Source organism: Pseudoalteromonas sp. L21 (assembly GCF_021728035.1).
GTDB classification, from domain to species: Bacteria; Pseudomonadota; Gammaproteobacteria; order Enterobacterales; family Alteromonadaceae; genus Pseudoalteromonas; species Pseudoalteromonas arabiensis.
Window position 1 is genome coordinate 736,598 of sequence record NZ_JAKKCV010000001.1, and the last position, 17,211, is coordinate 753,808.

At 41.6% G+C, this 17,211-nt stretch carries 13 protein-coding genes; 2 read left to right on the forward strand and 11 right to left on the reverse strand.

Features of this window, described 5'->3' with window-relative positions; all coding sequences use genetic code 11:
- Window positions 1–122 precede the first annotated feature (122 nt).
- Complete coding sequence (locus L3V41_RS03390; protein WP_237114393.1) at window positions 123–1,787, forward strand: glucan biosynthesis protein G; 1,665 nt, start codon at window positions 123–125, stop codon at window positions 1,785–1,787.
- Window positions 1,759–3,741 carry a glucans biosynthesis glucosyltransferase MdoH gene (mdoH, locus tag L3V41_RS03395; RefSeq protein ID WP_237114394.1) on the forward strand — a complete coding sequence of 661 codons (1,983 nt, stop codon included), beginning with the start codon at window positions 1,759–1,761 and terminating at the stop codon, window positions 3,739–3,741. The genes L3V41_RS03390 and mdoH overlap by 29 nt, the downstream gene beginning before the upstream one ends.
- Window positions 3,742–3,799: 58 nt before the next feature.
- Here the strand turns inward: mdoH and L3V41_RS03400 are convergent, their stop codons facing one another.
- From L3V41_RS03400 to L3V41_RS03450, 11 genes are all read right to left on the reverse strand, one after another.
- On the reverse strand, window positions 3,800–4,768 hold the full coding sequence (locus L3V41_RS03400; RefSeq protein WP_062569515.1) for a phosphate ABC transporter substrate-binding protein PstS family protein: 969 nt from the start codon (window positions 4,766–4,768) through the stop codon (window positions 3,800–3,802).
- 91 nt (window positions 4,769–4,859) lie between these two features.
- On the reverse strand, window positions 4,860–6,191 hold the full coding sequence (gene phoR, locus L3V41_RS03405; RefSeq protein WP_237127165.1) for a phosphate regulon sensor histidine kinase PhoR: 1,332 nt from the start codon (window positions 6,189–6,191) through the stop codon (window positions 4,860–4,862).
- A gap of 54 nt (window positions 6,192–6,245) precedes the next feature.
- Complete coding sequence (gene phoB / locus L3V41_RS03410; RefSeq protein WP_054551169.1) at window positions 6,246–6,935, reverse strand: phosphate regulon transcriptional regulator PhoB; 690 nt, start codon at window positions 6,933–6,935, stop codon at window positions 6,246–6,248.
- A gap of 145 nt (window positions 6,936–7,080) precedes the next feature.
- Window positions 7,081–8,031, reverse strand: coding sequence for a porin (locus tag L3V41_RS03415; protein ID WP_237127166.1), 951 nt, complete (start codon window positions 8,029–8,031; stop codon window positions 7,081–7,083).
- A gap of 398 nt (window positions 8,032–8,429) precedes the next feature.
- A complete protein-coding gene (gene fba / locus L3V41_RS03420) occupies window positions 8,430–9,494 on the reverse strand; it encodes a class II fructose-bisphosphate aldolase (RefSeq protein ID WP_062569512.1) in 1,065 nt (354 codons plus the stop codon).
- Between the two features lie 207 nt (window positions 9,495–9,701).
- Window positions 9,702–10,877: a phosphoglycerate kinase gene (locus L3V41_RS03425; protein WP_062569511.1), complete on the reverse strand. Its 1,176-nt coding sequence runs from the start codon at window positions 10,875–10,877 to the stop codon at window positions 9,702–9,704.
- Window positions 10,878–10,919: 42 nt separating this feature from the next.
- A complete protein-coding gene (gene epd / locus L3V41_RS03430) occupies window positions 10,920–11,936 on the reverse strand; it encodes an erythrose-4-phosphate dehydrogenase (protein WP_062569510.1) in 1,017 nt (338 codons plus the stop codon).
- 309 nt (window positions 11,937–12,245) lie between these two features.
- Complete coding sequence (locus tag L3V41_RS03435; RefSeq protein ID WP_237114398.1) at window positions 12,246–12,665, reverse strand: DUF1801 domain-containing protein; 420 nt, start codon at window positions 12,663–12,665, stop codon at window positions 12,246–12,248.
- Between the two features lie 224 nt (window positions 12,666–12,889).
- A complete protein-coding gene (locus L3V41_RS03440; RefSeq protein ID WP_062569507.1) occupies window positions 12,890–13,513 on the reverse strand; it encodes a 3'-5' exonuclease in 624 nt (207 codons plus the stop codon).
- A 9-nt stretch (window positions 13,514–13,522) separates the two neighbouring features.
- A complete protein-coding gene (locus L3V41_RS03445) occupies window positions 13,523–15,361 on the reverse strand; it encodes a DUF294 nucleotidyltransferase-like domain-containing protein (protein WP_237114399.1) in 1,839 nt (612 codons plus the stop codon).
- 117 nt (window positions 15,362–15,478) lie between these two features.
- Window positions 15,479–17,203 (reverse strand): sodium:solute symporter family protein, encoded by a 1,725-nt coding sequence (locus L3V41_RS03450; RefSeq protein ID WP_062568812.1) that lies wholly within the window; start codon window positions 17,201–17,203, stop codon window positions 15,479–15,481.
- Between the last annotated feature and the right edge of the window lie 8 nt (window positions 17,204–17,211).

Below are 17,211 nucleotides of genomic sequence, written 5' to 3' on the forward strand. Positions count from 1 at the left end.
TAGCAGTACCAACAAAAAAAATCATGATAAACAAGTGTTTATTTTAGGTCCGCTTTTTGCTGAGAACGTTAACGCAATTACAACAGCTCGACGTGATTATTTTAAGGCTAAAGGAAAACAGAATGAAACCAGAAACCCAGACTAAGCTCTTCAGTGCATTAAAAAAGAAGACCTACTTGGGCGTATTATTAGCCATCTGTGCAGGCAATGCATACGCTATTGAAGAACAAACTCAACCACAAGCAACCAAAGCAGAGGAAGCGGTTGTTGAGCAAAAGCCTGCGATGATTACTATTCCACAAGAAAAGCTATTTGAAGTTATCACTGCGCGTGCGAAGAAATTAGCTTCAGAGCCTTATGTTGCACCTAAAGATTTAGAACTTGAAGCTTTAACAAGTATTGGTTATCAAGATTATCGCGCAATTCGTTTTCGTACTGAACAAGCTATTTGGAAAGATGAAAGCCTTTATGAAATCCAATTATTTCACCCAGGTTTTTTATATAAATCACCTGTTGCGATCAATACCCTAGAGAAAAATGCCGAAGTTAAAAGCTTGCCATTTAAAACGGATTATTATCGCTACGACGCAACGGCAGCCCCTTTAGAGCAAGAAATCAGTAAAGCCACAGAAAATGCGCAGTTAGGCCATGCGGGTTTTCGCTTACACTTTCCTTTGAATAATAATGAGTACAAAGATGAAGTCGCGGTTTTTCAAGGCGCATCTTACTTTCGTCTAGTAGGTCCGCATCAGGTATACGGTATTTCAGCGCGAGGATTAGCGATTGATACAGCGTTAAGTTCAGGCGAAGAGTTTCCCGTTTTTAAAGAGTTCTGGCTAGTTAAACCGGCACCAGAAGACACCACTATCGTACTTTATGCACTTTTGGATAGTCCTTCAGTTGCAGGTGCTTATCGCTTTGAGCTGACTCCTTCAACCAATACTGAAGTAAAAACCGAGATGCAAATTTTTGCCCGTAAAGACATTAAAAAGTTAGGTATTGCACCGCTTACAAGTATGTTTTATCACGGTGAAAACAGTACCAAGTTCTTTGATGACTACCGTCCAGAAGTTCATGATTCAGATGGCTTATTAATGCAATCAGCACAAGGTCAATGGGTATGGCGTGCACTCAATAACCCGAAAAAACTGAGTGTTACTTCATTTAGCTATGATAGTCCGAAAGGCTTTGGACTCGCGCAACGTGACCGTGATTTCAATAATTACTTAGACACAGAAGCGCACTACCACAATCGTCCTAGCATGTGGATTGAACCTATCAATGATTGGGGCAAAGGACGTGTAGAGCTTGTTGAAATTCCGACAGACACCGAAACTAACGACAACATTGTTAGCTACTGGGTACCAGAGCAAGCTATGAAGGCTGGCGATAATTTAAGCTTCAGCTATAAGCTATCAACCTTCAATGCAACCCTTGCAACGCAAGATAAAGCCAGTGTGTTAAGAACCCGCATAGGTAGCGCGGCATTACCTGGTGAGAAGAATCCACCGCCAAAAAGTCATCGCCAATTTACCGTCGACTTTAGTGGCGAAAATATTAACCAATTGTCTGCAAACTTCGCACTGATGGCTGATTTAAATATTTCAGCTGGCCAAATCAGCGATAAAACAGTGCAGCAATTACCAAATAATCAAGGATGGCGCGTGGCATTTAAGGTGGCGCCTGAGGGAGATAAGCCCGTTGATATGCGCTTATCGCTAAAACTACGTGACAAAGAAATTAGCGAGGTATGGAGCTATGTCTGGTATCCAAATGACGTCCAATAGTAAAAAACTAACTGCAACTGCAATGCCGTTTAAAAAGACACGTGCTTGGCTTTTTACGTGCCTAGCACTGGCCATAACAGCGTATGGCGTGTGGATCATGTTCGATATTTTAAATTCAAACGGCATGACATTACTTGAGTACGCATTATTGGCATTATTCTCTGTAACCTTTGCGTGGATTGTTACTGCCTTTTGTAGTGGGTGTATGGGCTTTATTTTACAGCTCCTACGCATTGACCCATTAACATTGAAACGTCAAAAACCAATCGACGTAAATGCTGATGCTATTGCCCAAACGAAAACAGCCATTGTTATGCCTGTTTATAATGAAGATACAGAGCGTGTTATTGCAGGCTTTGAAGTGAGCCTTCGCTCGCTTGAAAAAACAGGGCAAATGCCGCATTTCGATTTTTATTTACTCAGCGATACGCAAGATCCAGACATTGCCCGCAATGAGCTAAAAGCATGGAATGCATTTACAGCACGCTTGGGTGATTTAGCGAAACACACATTTTATCGTCGCCGTGAAGATAACAAGCATCGTAAAGTAGGTAACTTAACTGACTTTTGTGAGCGTTGGGGTAGCCAATACGAACATATGATAGTACTTGATGCTGACAGCATCATGACGGGTCAATGTATGCTTGAGCTAACATCAAGCATGATCAATAACCCTAATACTGGCCTTATCCAAACGATTCCGATTCCAGTTCGCCAAGATACTTTTTTCGGTCGTTTTTTACAATTTGCATCAATCTTATATAGTCCAATGCTAGCGACGGGGTCTGCTTTTTGGCAAACAAATCAAGCTAATTACTGGGGACATAATGCGATTATTCGCGTTGAAGCCTTTACGCAGTGTTGTGGCCTTCCAGTATTAAAAGGTAACGCGCCTTTTGGCGGTGAGATTTTAAGCCATGACTTTGTGGAAGCATCTCTGTTACACCGCAGTGGCTGGGATGTGCTATTACTGAGCGACATTGAAGGTAGTTACGAAGAAGTACCCAGTAATATTTTAGACTACGCAATTCGTGATAGACGCTGGGTACAAGGTAATATTCAGCACTTAGGCCTACTCCCTAAATCGGGCTTGAAGCTGATGAGTAAAATGCACTTTTTATTTGGTGCTACGGCCTATATTTCATCATTAATTTGGCTTTCAATGTTGGCATTAAGCACCTTAGATGCGGTAACACGTGCTGTAAACAGTGATGTGTATTTCAACCATGCGTACCAGCTTTTCCCAACATGGCAAATAGCAAAAACTGAATTAATCGACTCATTATTATTCATTACAATTGGTTTGCTGTTACTGCCGAAGCTACTGGGTATCATTGTCACACTCGTACACCGCAATAAAGCATTTGGTGGCACGATGAAACTCATTGCTGGCGCACTCATTGAAACTGTATTTGCCATTATCATTGCGCCACTTATGATGGTGTTTCATAGCTACTTTGTAGTGTGTGTATTTCTTGGCAAAAAAGTGAGCTGGGATGCGCAACCACGCGAGGGACGCATGGTTCCGTGGAAAGAAGCCATTGGCTATACATTATTCTCTACGATTACGGCGTTTATTTGGGGTGGTGTTGCGTATTACTACACACCAACTTTCTTTTGGTGGTTATCGCCTATTTTAGTCGGTCTAATTTTAGCTGCACCAATTGTTCGATACTCAAGCAGTATTGGTCTTGGTGTTAAAATGCGCAAAATGGGTATTTTCCTTTGCCCTAGCGAGGTAATTGATGATGATACTCTCGCAGCACTGCGTGTTCATCAGCAAGAGATTGCCTTACCTGAGGACTCACAGGCAAGTTTTGATGTGCCAGCTTTACCTGACGAGTCACCAACGATCATGCCTATTCAAAGCTTTAAAGCACCTTCAGGGAAAAAGCGTAAGCAAGTTCGCCGTGCACAACAGCGGCTGAAAGCAAAACTACTTGCTAAGCTCTAAACTATAGACGAAAAAAAACCGCTCAAACTGAGCGGTTTTTTACTATGTCTGTTGGTTGTTACAGAAGGCCTAGCTTTTTAAGTTCAGCCATTGCCATTTTGCCTGAAAGTGGCACATAACCATCTTTCTCAACAATTTTTTGACCATCTACAGAAAGAACCATTTTTAAGAACTCTGCATCAATGGGTGCAAGTGGCTTGTTAGGGTGCTTGTTCACATAAACATACAAGAAACGAGATAATGGGTATTTACCAGTAGCAACGTTTTCTAGGGTTGCATCAACAAAGTTAGACCCTTTTTTCGCCAGTGGTACTGTACGTACACCTGATGTTTTATAACCGATACCTGAGTAACCAATCGCGTTTAGTGACGATGAAATTGATTGTACTACAGAGGCAGAACCTGGTTGCTCATTTACATTGTTACGGAAATCACCTTTACACAGTGCTTTCTTTTTAAAGTAACCGTAAGTACCTGATACTGAGTTACGACCATAAAGCTGGATGTCTTTAGCAGCCCAGTCACCCGTTAAACCTACATCACTCCAACGATTTGCTTGTGTATCAGCACCACATTTACGAGTAGAAGAGAAAATCGCATCAACTTGGTCAATACGTAAACCTTCAATAGGGTTATCTTTGTGTACAAAAACAGCAAGAGCATCGATTGCTACGCGTACTTCAGTAGGCTTATAACCGTAACGCTTTTCGAATGCTTCAATTTCTTTTGACTTCATACGACGGCTCATTGGGCCAAAGTTTGCTGTACCTTCAGTCAATGCTGGAGGCGCAGTTGAAGAACCCGCAGCCTGAATTTGAATGTTTACGTTTGGGTAGAAGCGCTTGTACTCTTCAGCCCAGAACGTCATCATGTTTGCAAGTGTGTCAGAGCCTACAGATGAGAAGTTACCCGAAATACCACTTGTCTTAGTGTATTCAGGCATATCTTTATCAACTGCAGCTGCTTGAGCTGATACAAATGTTGTTACAGCCACACCCATTGCGGCAACGAGGTTTTTGAATTTCATAGGGGTTACTCCGATTTGTTCGTCCCATTTCCTAACTGCCACCTACTTTAATTACACAAGATGACAGTTAGATTACCCTAAAATGACACTTTTATGACTTTGAATTATTTTCTGAAGAGCCTAGCAAACGAACAACTTTATCGCTGCCAAATGCAAACGAAAACGTTGAACCTTCACCGAGTTTACTTTTAATATCTAGGTGACTATCGTGACGTGTAAGCACGTGTTTTGTAATGGCTAAACCTAAGCCTGAGCCACCAGTTGTACGACTACGCGCCTTATCAACACGATAAAACCGTTCGGTTAAACGATTAATGTGTTCACTAGCAATACCATCACCATTATCCGTCACACTAAACGCAGCCAGATTATTTTTAAGCTGCCAATTAACCACTATTTTTCCACCAGGCTTGGTATAGTGGATAGCATTAAAAACTAAGTTTGAGAATGCGCTGCGTAACTCATCCTCAGCACCTTTAATATCCAAGGTTTCATCCACATTAAATATGAGCTCATGGCCTTTGTCTTGATTAAGTGACTTAGCTTCGGTTTGAATATAGGTAAGTAACTGCGGCACATTCACAGGCTTGTCGTTATCTTGACGACGCGCCCCTTCAATACGCGACAGTGAAAGTAATTGATTGACCAAACTATCCATACGCTTACATTGTTCAAGCATGGTTGTTTGTGCTTTTTCCCACATAGCCGGTGGCGGTAATGTGTCAGCATCAAGCATCTCCAAATAACCAGTCACAACGGTGAGTGGTGTACGCAGTTCGTGAGACACATTAGCCACAAAATCTTTACGCATCTGCTCAAGTTGCTTTAAGCGAGTAACATCACGTACCACCATCATCAGCTGTGAACTTGCATAGGGCATAACACGAAACTCTAGCGTTTGATCATAGCTATGGCCACCATCCAGTTCGAGCGGTTCATCAAAACACGCTTTATGCATGTACTTTGCAAATTTAGGATCGCGAATAAGATTATCTAAACGTTGTCCGTGATCGGTTGGCCACTGTAAACCTAATACCTTAAGTGCCAATTGATTACACCAGATAATGCTAAGATCTTTTTGTAACACCACCACCGCATCTGGAACGGCTTCTGCCCCGTCACGAAAACGACGAATTAAATCAGCCAGCTCATTACGTTTTTTACGATTTCGATGTTGTAAACGATAGATCCCCTCAAAGACCTGCTCCCACGCTCCCTCCCCTTCGGGTGGGTTAAAACTACGTTGATTAAGGAGCCAATCGCTAAGGCGATATAATTGATGATAGTGCCAAATTAGTAGTGCAAAAGAGCCTAAAAATAAAAGCAAAAAAGGCGCACCAACGAGTACGCCAACTAATAACAAGGGTAAGAAATACATAAACAGGCGTTTTGCTAACGCCTGTTTATTGACTACTCGATACATACACTCACTTAACCTTAAGTATGTAAATTAGCTAACTGTTGTCGGCTAAGGCACTTATAATTTACTAGAAAAACGATAGCCTGCACCGCGAACGGTTTGCACCAAACGGTCATGTCCAAGTGGTGCAATCGCTTTGCGTAAACGACGAATGTGCACATCAACAGTACGGTCCTCTACATATACATTTGTTCCCCATACATGATCAAGTAATTGCTCACGGCTGTAAACACGTTCTGGATGAGTCATAAAAAAGTGAAGTAATCTAAACTCAGTCGGACCCATATCTAATTCACTCCCTTCTGATGTAACGCGGTGTGAAATAGGGTCAAGACGTAAACCATGCACTTCAATGGCTTCTTCTAAAGAAGTAGGAGACACTCGGCGAATAACCGCTTTGATACGCGCCATGAGCTCTTTCGGAGAAAATGGTTTAGTTACATAATCGTCAGCACCAACTTCAAGACCACGCACTTTATCTTCTTCTTCTCCGCGTGCTGTCAGCATAATAATAGGGATTTGACGCGTATATTCGTTTTGCTTGAATTTTTTAGCAATTTGAATACCACTCCCACCTGGTAACATCCAATCTAATAAAACCATATCGGGGTATGGCTCTACCATCGCTTCAATGGCAGAGTCGTAATCTTCTGCTTCAATTGCTTGAAAACCATTTTGCTCTAAAACAAAAACCAGCATCTCTCTGATAGGTGCTTCGTCATCGACGACTAGTACTTTACGTGACATTCCAATTTATCTCTTTCGTTAGCGAACTGGTTTCATTATTATGACTAAGTATGACATTTTTATGAAAGTCTAACGAGTAATTCAAAAAGTACCAAAAAATCAAAGTATAAATCTGTATTTTTTAACTTTAAATGAGCTTGAATAACTAAAAGTCATACCTCAAGGTAACAGCTAGATGGTCTTGATCGGCGTTATTATCTAGTGAGAATTGTGTATACCACATGTACATCCTTGCCTGTTTTGACAAACTTCGTTCAATACCAATAGACGTACCGATGCCTGAATCTTTTAACTTACCAAACTCGCCTTCCGCATCTTGATATTGCGCTAATAACTTATATTTATTTAGCTTATAAGAGGCGCTAAATAGAAAGCCGTCTTCACTATCAGAGTCTGATATTTTTTCACTTTGTTGGTACATTCCACCTAACGTGAAATCACCTAACTTACCTTGTGCAGTAAACCGTGTGGTGTCATAACCTGCCACTTTGCTGTCGTGGGCTACACTAACGAAAAAAGGTGTCTTTTTAAATTTACTGTCGCCATACATGAATGCTGCTGATACGCCCGTTTCATCTTTTTGCTTTGAGTTATCTTCGGCAATATAGGTGACCACAAATTGCATATTGCCAACAACAGGCGAGTTGTAATGAAGTACATCTCCAAGACGGTTTTCACCATTAAAAAGAGCTTTTACATCACCGTTAAAATCATTCATTAGATCGATTTTTCCCTGTGATACTTTTAGCGCGGTATCGTGACGCCCTGCGACTATTTGCCCATAACGCCCTTGCAAGCCGACATACTGATTACGTGCTGTAATATTTTCTTCTGTTTTGCCATCACTATCTTGATCAGCGGCATTTACAGCAAACTCAAACTTATAGATAGCTTTAAAGCCATCACTAATATCACCGCTTCCCTTAATTCCTATGCGAGAGCTGTAACTCTCAACGGAAGTGTCACTCCCCTCCCCTGTGTCACTATTTGCAATACCTAAATGGGCTCGGCCATAAATATCAATTGCCTCGGCTGCACTATCAAAAGAAAATAAGCATAGAGCAAAGCTCGACAACATAATGACTGGTTTGTTCATAGGACGATCCTTAATTTAAGCAGTAACTTAAAAATCGAACATAAACTGTTATTGGTCAAGATATAAGCAAGTATTTAATATAAATATTTCAGATCACTGATCTACTAACTGAAACAGATCAGGATCAGGTTTTTACTAAGTTGATCAGTTTCAGATCAATTTTATACTTACATATCAGGCTAACTTATTGATTTAATGTTAAGGCTCTTAGTATTTCGTTTAAAAGCTGAGCAGAGAACAGGCTGAGATCAGTATTGAACTAGTAAAATAATGATCTGTGTAGTTTAAGGTTAGTAAAACGCTGATCCTAACAAGCTTGAGTAAGTAAATCGCTGATCCAATTTGATCTAGACAATAAAAAACCGGCATAGAAGCCGGTTTTATTGATTTAGTATCAATTACTTAATTTTTGGATCAAGCTCACCAGATAAATACTTAAGGTGCATATCATCTAAAGAAATAGCTTTGATCTTACTTGCTTGTCCCGCGGTACCGAATGACTCATAACGCGCTACACAGATCTCTGTCATAGCTTTGGTTGCTTCAGCTAAGTATTTACGTGGATCAAAGTTAGCAGGATTTAAAGCTAAATGACGACGAATCGCCCCTGTTGATGCTAAACGAAGATCGGTATCAATATTAACTTTACGAACACCGTATTTAATCCCTTCGATGATCTGCTCTACTGGTACGCCATAAGTTTCAGGAATTTCGCCACCGTATTGGTTAATAACTTCTAACCACTCTTGTGGCACTGAAGACGATCCATGCATTACTAAGTGAGTATTTGGGATACGCGCGTGAATTTCTTTAATACGATCAATCGCTAAAATATCGTCTGTAGGCGGACGAGTAAATTTATACGCACCATGTGATGTACCACATGCAATAGCAAGTGCATCTACATGTGTTTTACGAACGAAGTCAGCCGCTTCTTCAGGATCAGTTAGCATTTGCTCTGTAGAAAGTTTACCTTCCGCACCTACGCCATCTTCTTCACCTGCTTCACCTGTTTCAAGTGAGCCTAAAACACCTAGCTCGCCTTCTACAGACACACCGCAAGCATGTGCCATTTCAACTGTTTGACGCGTTACATCAACGTTGTATTCGTAGCTTGAAGGTGTTTTACCATCAGACATTAATGAGCCATCCATCATCACTGATGAAAAACCTAACTGGATTGAGCGCTGACACACACCTGGTGAAGTACCGTGATCTTGGTGCATTACAACTGGAATATGAGGCCATTCTTCAACGGCTGCTAAAATCATATGACGAATGAAAGGGGCACCGGCATAAGCACGTGCGCCAGCAGAACCTTGTACAATTACTGGGCTGTTTGTTTTATCAGCCGCTTCCATAATTGCACGCATTTGCTCTTGGTTGTTAACGTTAAACGCAGGAACGCCGTAACCATTTTCAGCTGCATGATCAAGAAGTTGTCGCATACTGATTAAAGCCATTTGGGATTCTCCAAATTGTATCGACAGTAGTTTCCTACTATCTAGTTTGAACGGATATGTTAGTTTTTGATGCATCACTGCATCACGAAAAGCCACAGCATTTACTATCGCTGACCGTTATAGCTGAAAATAAAATGAAGGTGAGAGGTATTTTATTAACAGCTAACCAGCATAACCAGACGACTGATTATGCTGGCTTCGCACTAATTACTTAGCACGTTCTTCAAGCATAGCAACCGCTGGCAGCTTTTTCCCTTCTAAAAACTCAAGGAATGCACCACCACCAGTTGAAATATAAGATACTTTATCGGCAATGCCGTATTTATCAATTGCCGCAAGCGTATCACCGCCACCCGCAATTGAGAACGCATTTGAATTCGCAATCGCATCCGCAATAGCACGAGTGCCGTTACCAAACTGATCAAATTCAAATACACCAACAGGGCCATTCCACACAACAGTACCAGCTTTAGCAATAATATCTGCAAGCTGCTTTGCTGTATCAGGACCAATATCGAAGATCATATCTTCGTCTGTTACTTCATTAACATCTTTTAATGTTGCAACCGCTGACTCTGAGAACTCATTACCAACAACAACATCGGTTGGTACCGGAATTTCACCGTTATTTGCTTTTGCCGCTGCACTTAATTTGTTTGCTTCATCAATTAAATCAGCTTCAAATAAAGATTTACCTACAGGGTGACCCGCTGCCGCAATAAAGGTATTCGCGATACCGCCACCCGTTACAAGCTGGTCAACGACTGTAGATAATGAATCAAGTACAGTTAACTTAGTCGATACTTTAGAACCACCTACAATCGCCACTAAAGGACGCGCAGGGTTATCAAGCGCTTTGCCTAGTGCGTCTAGCTCTGCCGCAAGTAGTGGACCTGCACAGGCAACATCAGCAAATAAACCCACACCGTGAGTAGATGCTTGCGCACGGTGAGCCGTACCAAATGCATCCATTACGTATACATCACATAATGCAGCGAGCTTTTTAGACAGAGCTTCGTCATTTTTCTTTTCGCCAACGTTAAAACGCACGTTTTCGAAAACCACCACTTCATTATCAGCAACGTCTACGCCTTCTAAGTAGTCTTTTTCAAGACGCACAGTTTGCTCAAGAGCATCATTTAAATAATTAACGACTGGGGCAAGTGAAAATGCTTCATCATATTCCCCTTCCGTAGGGCGGCCAAGGTGTGACATCACCATTACTTTAGCGCCTTTTTCTAACGCTAATTTGATAGTAGGTAATGCTGCACGAATACGTGCATCAGAGGTCACTTTACCTTCTTTAACAGGCACATTTAAATCTTCACGAATTAACACGCGTTTGCCGTTTAAATCTAAATCTGCCATTTTAATGACCGACATGGACTTCTCCTTAGTTAACGATACTAATATTATATTTATAAATTATTGACTTATAGCCACCATCGCACGCGCAGTATCGAGCATACGATTTGCAAAACCCCATTCATTATCGCACCACACCAACAACTTTATCAGTCGTTTATGACTAACACGTGTCTGTGTGCCGTCTATGATACAAGAATGTGGGTCATGATTAAAATCTACCGACACCAAAGGCTCTTCAGTGTAACTTAAAATACCATCAAGACGGTCTTTAGCTGCCAGTTTAAGTGCTTGATTAACCGCCGCTAAATCGACATCAGAATTAACGGTAACACTCAAATCCATGGCCGTCACATTGATTGTAGGCACACGCACTGCAATGGCTTCAAAGCGACTATGAAACTTAGGTAGTATACGCTCAATACCGCGAGCAAGTTTCGTATCTACCGGAATAATGGACTGGCTAGCTGCGCGAGTACGACGTAAATCATGATGATATGCATCAATCACTTGTTGGTCATGCATCGACGCATGAATGGTCGTAATTGCCCCAGATTCAATTGAAAATGCGTCATCTAATACTTTGATAACTGGCACAATACAGTTAGTTGTGCATGAGCCATTAGAAACGATTGTGTGCTCTGCTTTTAATTCATCGTCATTAATACCATATACTATGGTGGCATCAACATCGGCATCAGCTGGCTGCGAAAATAATACTTTTTTTGCACCGGCATTTAAGTGTAGCTCAGCATGCTCTCGTGAGTGATATACTCCTGTGCATTCAAGCACTACATCAATGCCAAGGGTTTGCCAAGGCAACTCAGCGGGGTTTTCTTCAGCAAACAGTGCTATAGAATCATTAGCGACTGTTAGCGTATCTTCACCTAGATTAACAGGAAATGAAAAACGACCATGAGATGTATCGTATTTAAGGAGATGGGCAATGCCCTTTGGGTCGGCTAGTTCATTAATAGCGACAATTTTAATCTGATCTTCAAGCCCTGATTCGTACAAAGCACGGACGATGTTGCGCCCAATCCGACCAAAACCGTTAATTGCAAGTTTGATTGCCATGAAGAAGAAAATCCACTCTAGTTGCTTGCAGATAAAGGCAGCTGCCTTTTAGATGGCGGTATTGTAATCGACCTGACACATTTTTATAAGAGGTCAGCCAAAATAAAAATTGCTTAGCGTGTTTTAGATGGCCCAGTTTTGGTAATCGACCTTACACATTTTTATAAGAGGTCAGCCAAAATAAAAATTGCTTGGCATGTTTTAGATGGCGCAGTTTTGGTAATCGACCTTTGAAGTTTTTATAAGAGGTCTGCAGAAAAAGAAGTTGATTTATAGCGTAGGCGCGATTTTATATCGCGTTTTACTTTCTCATACACCTAAAAGAGGTAATTTCTTACGCTGCTGATACGTTAAAGCTATCTCCAAGCAGTGTTTAATTGCAGCTTCTGGTAGAGGCTCAGTGAGTGATAACACAATTGCCCTATTTCCCTGAAACACCAACGTTTCACTATACAATTGACGAAAGGTATCAATTAACTTGGTTTGGCAATGAAAGAAGAGGTAGTAATTAGTAGGAGACTTTAACTTCCAATCTAACCTTATTGGGCTACCTGTTTTAATACTATAACTAGGTTCTCCCCACTTTAGAGACTCTTGAACATCACCTAATTCTAGTTCAGCGGCAATGTTAAATACAAAACTTCGAAGCGCCATTAAACGAATTCGAGCATGTTCTGGGTATTTTTCAAAGTGCTCACTCACTTGTGTGTTGGTTATATTATGCAACATACATTATTCCTTTAAACAAAACACAGCTGCTAATACTAGCATAAGTAGAACCTACTTAGATGGGCGTAGAGCGTACATGCATCAAAGGGCGACTGCTCATTATCCCTGAAATCTCGATGATTATTTCCTATTGGGTCGAGGATGACATAATACGTGTCATGCGTGTTCTACATCAAAAACAAAAATTCCCTCGAGATTAACCCTTTTCAAATAACGCCTGCTAATCAAACCACCTCCCCTACTTTTAATGGTTTACCCCGGCTGATTTGATGGCACTGCGCTAAGAATAACTCGGCAGTTGCCATGGCATCAGTAAGGGCATGGTGCGAGCTGTAATGCGGTAAATTGTAACGTTTGCGACATTCGCTGAGAGTTAAGTCATCGTGGCCAATTTCATGACCTTGTTTATGGAGGCGCTTTTTTTCAATCACAAAAGTATCAAGAATCAAACGCGCTTTTGCCTTTAAACCGAACTTACGACACGCTTGTTTTAAAAACCCCCAATCCAGCGCCGCATTATGAAACACCAAAATACACTCATCAAAATGCTCATGCAGCTTGCCAAGGATCGTTTCTAAGCTTTCGCCTGCATCTATATCTTGCTTAGCAATACCGTGATAAATCGGGCTTTGCTCTAAACTTTGCACGTCTTTATTTATTAAGTGCTGAGCACCGCTGAGTTTAATACATTGATCTTCTATCATCACCCACGCCACAGAGACGATTTCATGCTTGCGAGGATCAAGACCTGTTAATTCCATATCGATCACAATGTAGCGTTCTTTATAGGCATTAGACGCCAATAATTGCTTGCGTGCTAAATACCGACTTAACCAGCGTTTTACCATGGTGCTCTCCTATAAACTTCCGCGAGCAAATTTAAAGGCAGCAGCTTGCTGTGCTTGTTTAACCAAGTAAAACGCTTCTTTTAATTGGTGGCGCTCTAGGGAGTTTAAGGCATTTGGATTAATGCAGTTACTCGGTAGGCCTTCTTCATTTATTTGCGTACCTAAACGCAGCTGCGTTAAAAAACGCCAGCAATCTTTTAGGTTATACAAATCATCTTTATTGAGTAATGAAAATCTCATTAAGGCATCGATTCGCTCTTGCGTATTAGCCCGCTGAATACCCGCTTTGAGAGAATATAAACGCACTATATCGTTGATGATCACCACACCACGTTTTTTTAAATCAAGGTACTTATGCTGCTTGTCATCTTTTTCTAGCTTAAATTGATTAAACAATCCGATTGGTACAGGTGTATTTTTAATATCACTGGCCATAGCCGCATAGAATAAGTCATTTTTAGAAATACGTTTTAATTGTTCACAGAAGCTTGCATATAAGGTTGTTGAGCCTTCAATAAACCGTAAATCAAAAAATATTTTGCAATTGAGCATGGCCCCTGGCGTGGGGGAGGTAATCCATTTATAGAATTTTTCAGTCCATGCACTTATACCCATTCTGCACTGTGGGTTGCTCGCCATAATATTACCTGGGCAACGTTTAATACCGCATTCAGTCAACTGATCGCATACAAACTCGCCCATACGTCTGAAGTAATCTTGCTGCTGTTCAGTTAACCCATCTGGCAACAGTAAGCCATTGTCTTGATCTGAATGCAGGGTTTGTTCTTCACGGGCCTGCGAACCAAAGCAAATAAAGCTAAAGCTGGTTGGCGCAGCACCATTATCTTCTTGAAACAAACGAATTAAGCGCGAGGTCAAGGCATCGGTTAAACCACTTAATAATTTACCAATCAGTGAGATATCATCGATATTATTCGAAAAACCTTTTAATAAGCTCGGGATTTCTTGCGAATAGCGTTTTAAGTCAACCACACTATGCGCTTTATAAATACGACCAATCAATTGCACAGGGTCACTTTTTTGCTGACGCAATAAATCAGTGCTGGTTAGCATACCCAATGGTTTATGGTGCTCATCAAGTACAGGTAAATGATGAATATTGTATTTGAGCATCAAGTGCAACGCTGAAAACACCCGATTATTCTCAAAAATAAACTTTGGTTTAGCAGTCATAATACTGCTGACAGACTCTTGTGGGTCAACCTCATCGGCTAATACACGGTTGCGCAAGTCTCTGTCTGTAACGACCCCCACTAAACGCTCATTTTCTGTGAGCATAATCGACGAGACACCCTGTTTTTTCATTTTCTTAGCGATTTGTCGAATGCTCGCATCAGGTGCTGAGATGACTGCTTTTCGGTTCATCAACTCCGCTATTTTCTTTTCAGACCAACTCTCATTTTGACTCTTATAGTGAGATGAAAGCAGGCGATTCTTGTGAGCTCGCACAAAGTATTGCTCAAATACTTTGTATTCACGACGCAAATAGTCAAATGCCGCTTGGCCTAACATGTAGACAATGCCTTCCTTTTGCACAGAAATACTATTTTGAATGGCCTCGCCTGTTAGCAATGAGGGAAAGCCAAAGTAATCGCCAGTTGCCAACTTAGCAATCACATCGCCTTTTGCATCAACCAAATCGTAATCACCAGAGCGAATCAAAAACAACTTTGGATTTTCTGAGCTTAACCACTGATTTTGATTCTCACGGGTAAGGTAAATAATATCGAGATGGTTAACAAAGTACTCGCAGGCAGCCATATCAAGCTGATTAAAAGGGGTTTGCTGCATCACAAATTGGGCGACTTCCTGTTGCTCGGTATTCATGGTCATTCTCGCTATTCGATGGGGCAATATCTACACTACTCCCGTTTTAAATAAATAAAAAGCCCGACTTAAGTCGGGCTTTTAACCTTCAAGAGTGTGTTCTCATAAATGGCATTTTTAGTGCGCGTGCGCTGCGCTCGAACCTTTCGGGTTACGAATACTTTCAACCATTTCTTGGATTTCAACTGGCGTTTCAGCCGTTAGTTTAAGTACGATACCTGCCACTACAAAGTTAACAATCATACCAACTAGACCGATCCCCTCAGGAGAGATACCAAATAACCAGTGTGCAGGCGCATTTAGCTCAGGGCTTACGAACTTGAAGTAGATAATATAAGCCGCAGTGAAAGTAATACCTGTCACCATACCCGCGATTGCACCTTCTTTATTCATCTTCTTAGAGAAGATACCCATTATGATAGCTGGGAAGAAGCTCGCCGCTGCTAAGCCGAATGCAAAGGCAACAACCGAGGCCACAAACCCTGGCGGGTTAATACCAAAGTAAGCTGAAATCACAATCGCTATCATTGCCGCTAATCGCGCTGCAAGTAGCTCTTGTTTGTCACTAATATCTGGTTTTAAGGTACGTTTTAATAAGTCATGGGATACCGAGGTCGAGATTACCAATAGTAAGCCTGCAGTTGTTGATAGCGCTGCTGCGATACCACCCGCTGCAACTAATGCAATCACCCATGCTGGTAAGTCTGCAATTTCAGGGTTTGCAAGTACCATGATGTCGCGGTCAACATTCACTTCATTAGCGCTGTTTGGATCATCAATCTTACCTGCTGAGTAGAACATTTTGCCGTCACCGTTTTTATCATTAAAGGTAATAAGGCCTGTTCTTTCCCAGTTCTTAACCCATGCTGGCGCTTCAGCATACTCTGTACCGCTTCCATCTTTACCATTAATTGTATCGATCATGTTTACACGGGCAAACGATGCAACAGCAGGTGCAGTTGTATAAACAATAGCAATGAAAACAAGCGTCCATGCCGCTGAGATACGTGTGTCTTTAACACGAGGAACAGTGAAGAAACGAACGATTACGTGAGGCAGACCCGCAGTACCAACCATTAACGCACCTGTGATTGCGAATACATCAATCATGCTCTTCGAGCCTTCGGTATATTGCGCAAAGCCGAGTTCAGTACTGAGCCCATCAAGTTTATCAAGTACAAACTGTCCTGAGCCATCACTTAACGTTGCACCAAACCCTGTTTGTGGGAAGAAGTGACCCGTCATCATCATTGAAATGAAGATTGCTGGAACAAGGTAAGCAAATACCAGTACACAATACTGCGCTACTTGCGTATATGTAATGCCTTTCATCCCGCCTAATACAGCGTAGAAAAAAACAATCACCATGCCAATGTAAACACCGGTCTCAATATCAACTTCTAAAAAGCGAGAGAATACAACACCTACACCACGCATTTGACCTGCAATGTATGTAAAACAAATAAAGATGGCGCATAATATTGCCACAATACGTGCTGCTTGTGAGTAATAACGATCACCAATGAAATCGGGCACCGTAAACTTGCCAAACTTACGAAGGTAAGGCGCAAGACATAAAGCAAGAAGTACGTAACCGCCTGTCCAACCCATTAGATATACACCACCATCATAACCCGCAAACGAGATGATACCCGCCATTGAGATAAACGATGCTGCACTCATCCAGTCAGCGGCCGTTGCCATACCATTGGCCAGTGGTGGAACACCGCCACCAGCAACATAGAATTCATTTGTTGACCCTGCACGGGCCCAGATTGCGATGCCGATGTAAAGCGCGAAGCTTAAACCGACAATAATAAACGTGAGTGTTTGAACATCCATTGCTTAGC

Excerpts from the sequence above, each read along its gene's own strand:
- L3V41_RS03390 (WP_237114393.1), top strand. The coding sequence starts at position 123 with ATGAAACCAGAAACCCAGACTAAGCTCTTCAGTGCATTAAAAAAGAAG.
- mdoH (WP_237114394.1), top strand. The coding sequence starts at position 1,759 with ATGTCTGGTATCCAAATGACGTCCAATAGTAAAAAACTAACTGCAACT.
- L3V41_RS03400 (WP_062569515.1), bottom strand. The coding sequence starts at position 4,768 with ATGAAATTCAAAAACCTCGTTGCCGCAATGGGTGTGGCTGTAACAACA.
- phoR (WP_237127165.1), bottom strand. The coding sequence starts at position 6,191 with ATGTATCGAGTAGTCAATAAACAGGCGTTAGCAAAACGCCTGTTTATG.
- phoB (WP_054551169.1), bottom strand. The coding sequence starts at position 6,935 with ATGTCACGTAAAGTACTAGTCGTCGATGACGAAGCACCTATCAGAGAG.
- L3V41_RS03415 (WP_237127166.1), bottom strand. The coding sequence starts at position 8,031 with ATGAACAAACCAGTCATTATGTTGTCGAGCTTTGCTCTATGCTTATTT.
- fba (WP_062569512.1), bottom strand. The coding sequence starts at position 9,494 with ATGGCTTTAATCAGTATGCGACAACTTCTTGATCATGCAGCTGAAAAT.
- L3V41_RS03425 (WP_062569511.1), bottom strand. The coding sequence starts at position 10,877 with ATGTCGGTCATTAAAATGGCAGATTTAGATTTAAACGGCAAACGCGTG.
- epd (WP_062569510.1), bottom strand. The coding sequence starts at position 11,936 with ATGGCAATCAAACTTGCAATTAACGGTTTTGGTCGGATTGGGCGCAAC.
- L3V41_RS03435 (WP_237114398.1), bottom strand. The coding sequence starts at position 12,665 with ATGTTGCATAATATAACCAACACACAAGTGAGTGAGCACTTTGAAAAA.
- L3V41_RS03440 (WP_062569507.1), bottom strand. The coding sequence starts at position 13,513 with ATGGTAAAACGCTGGTTAAGTCGGTATTTAGCACGCAAGCAATTATTG.
- L3V41_RS03445 (WP_237114399.1), bottom strand. The coding sequence starts at position 15,361 with ATGAATACCGAGCAACAGGAAGTCGCCCAATTTGTGATGCAGCAAACC.
- L3V41_RS03450 (WP_062568812.1), bottom strand. The coding sequence starts at position 17,203 with ATGGATGTTCAAACACTCACGTTTATTATTGTCGGTTTAAGCTTCGCG.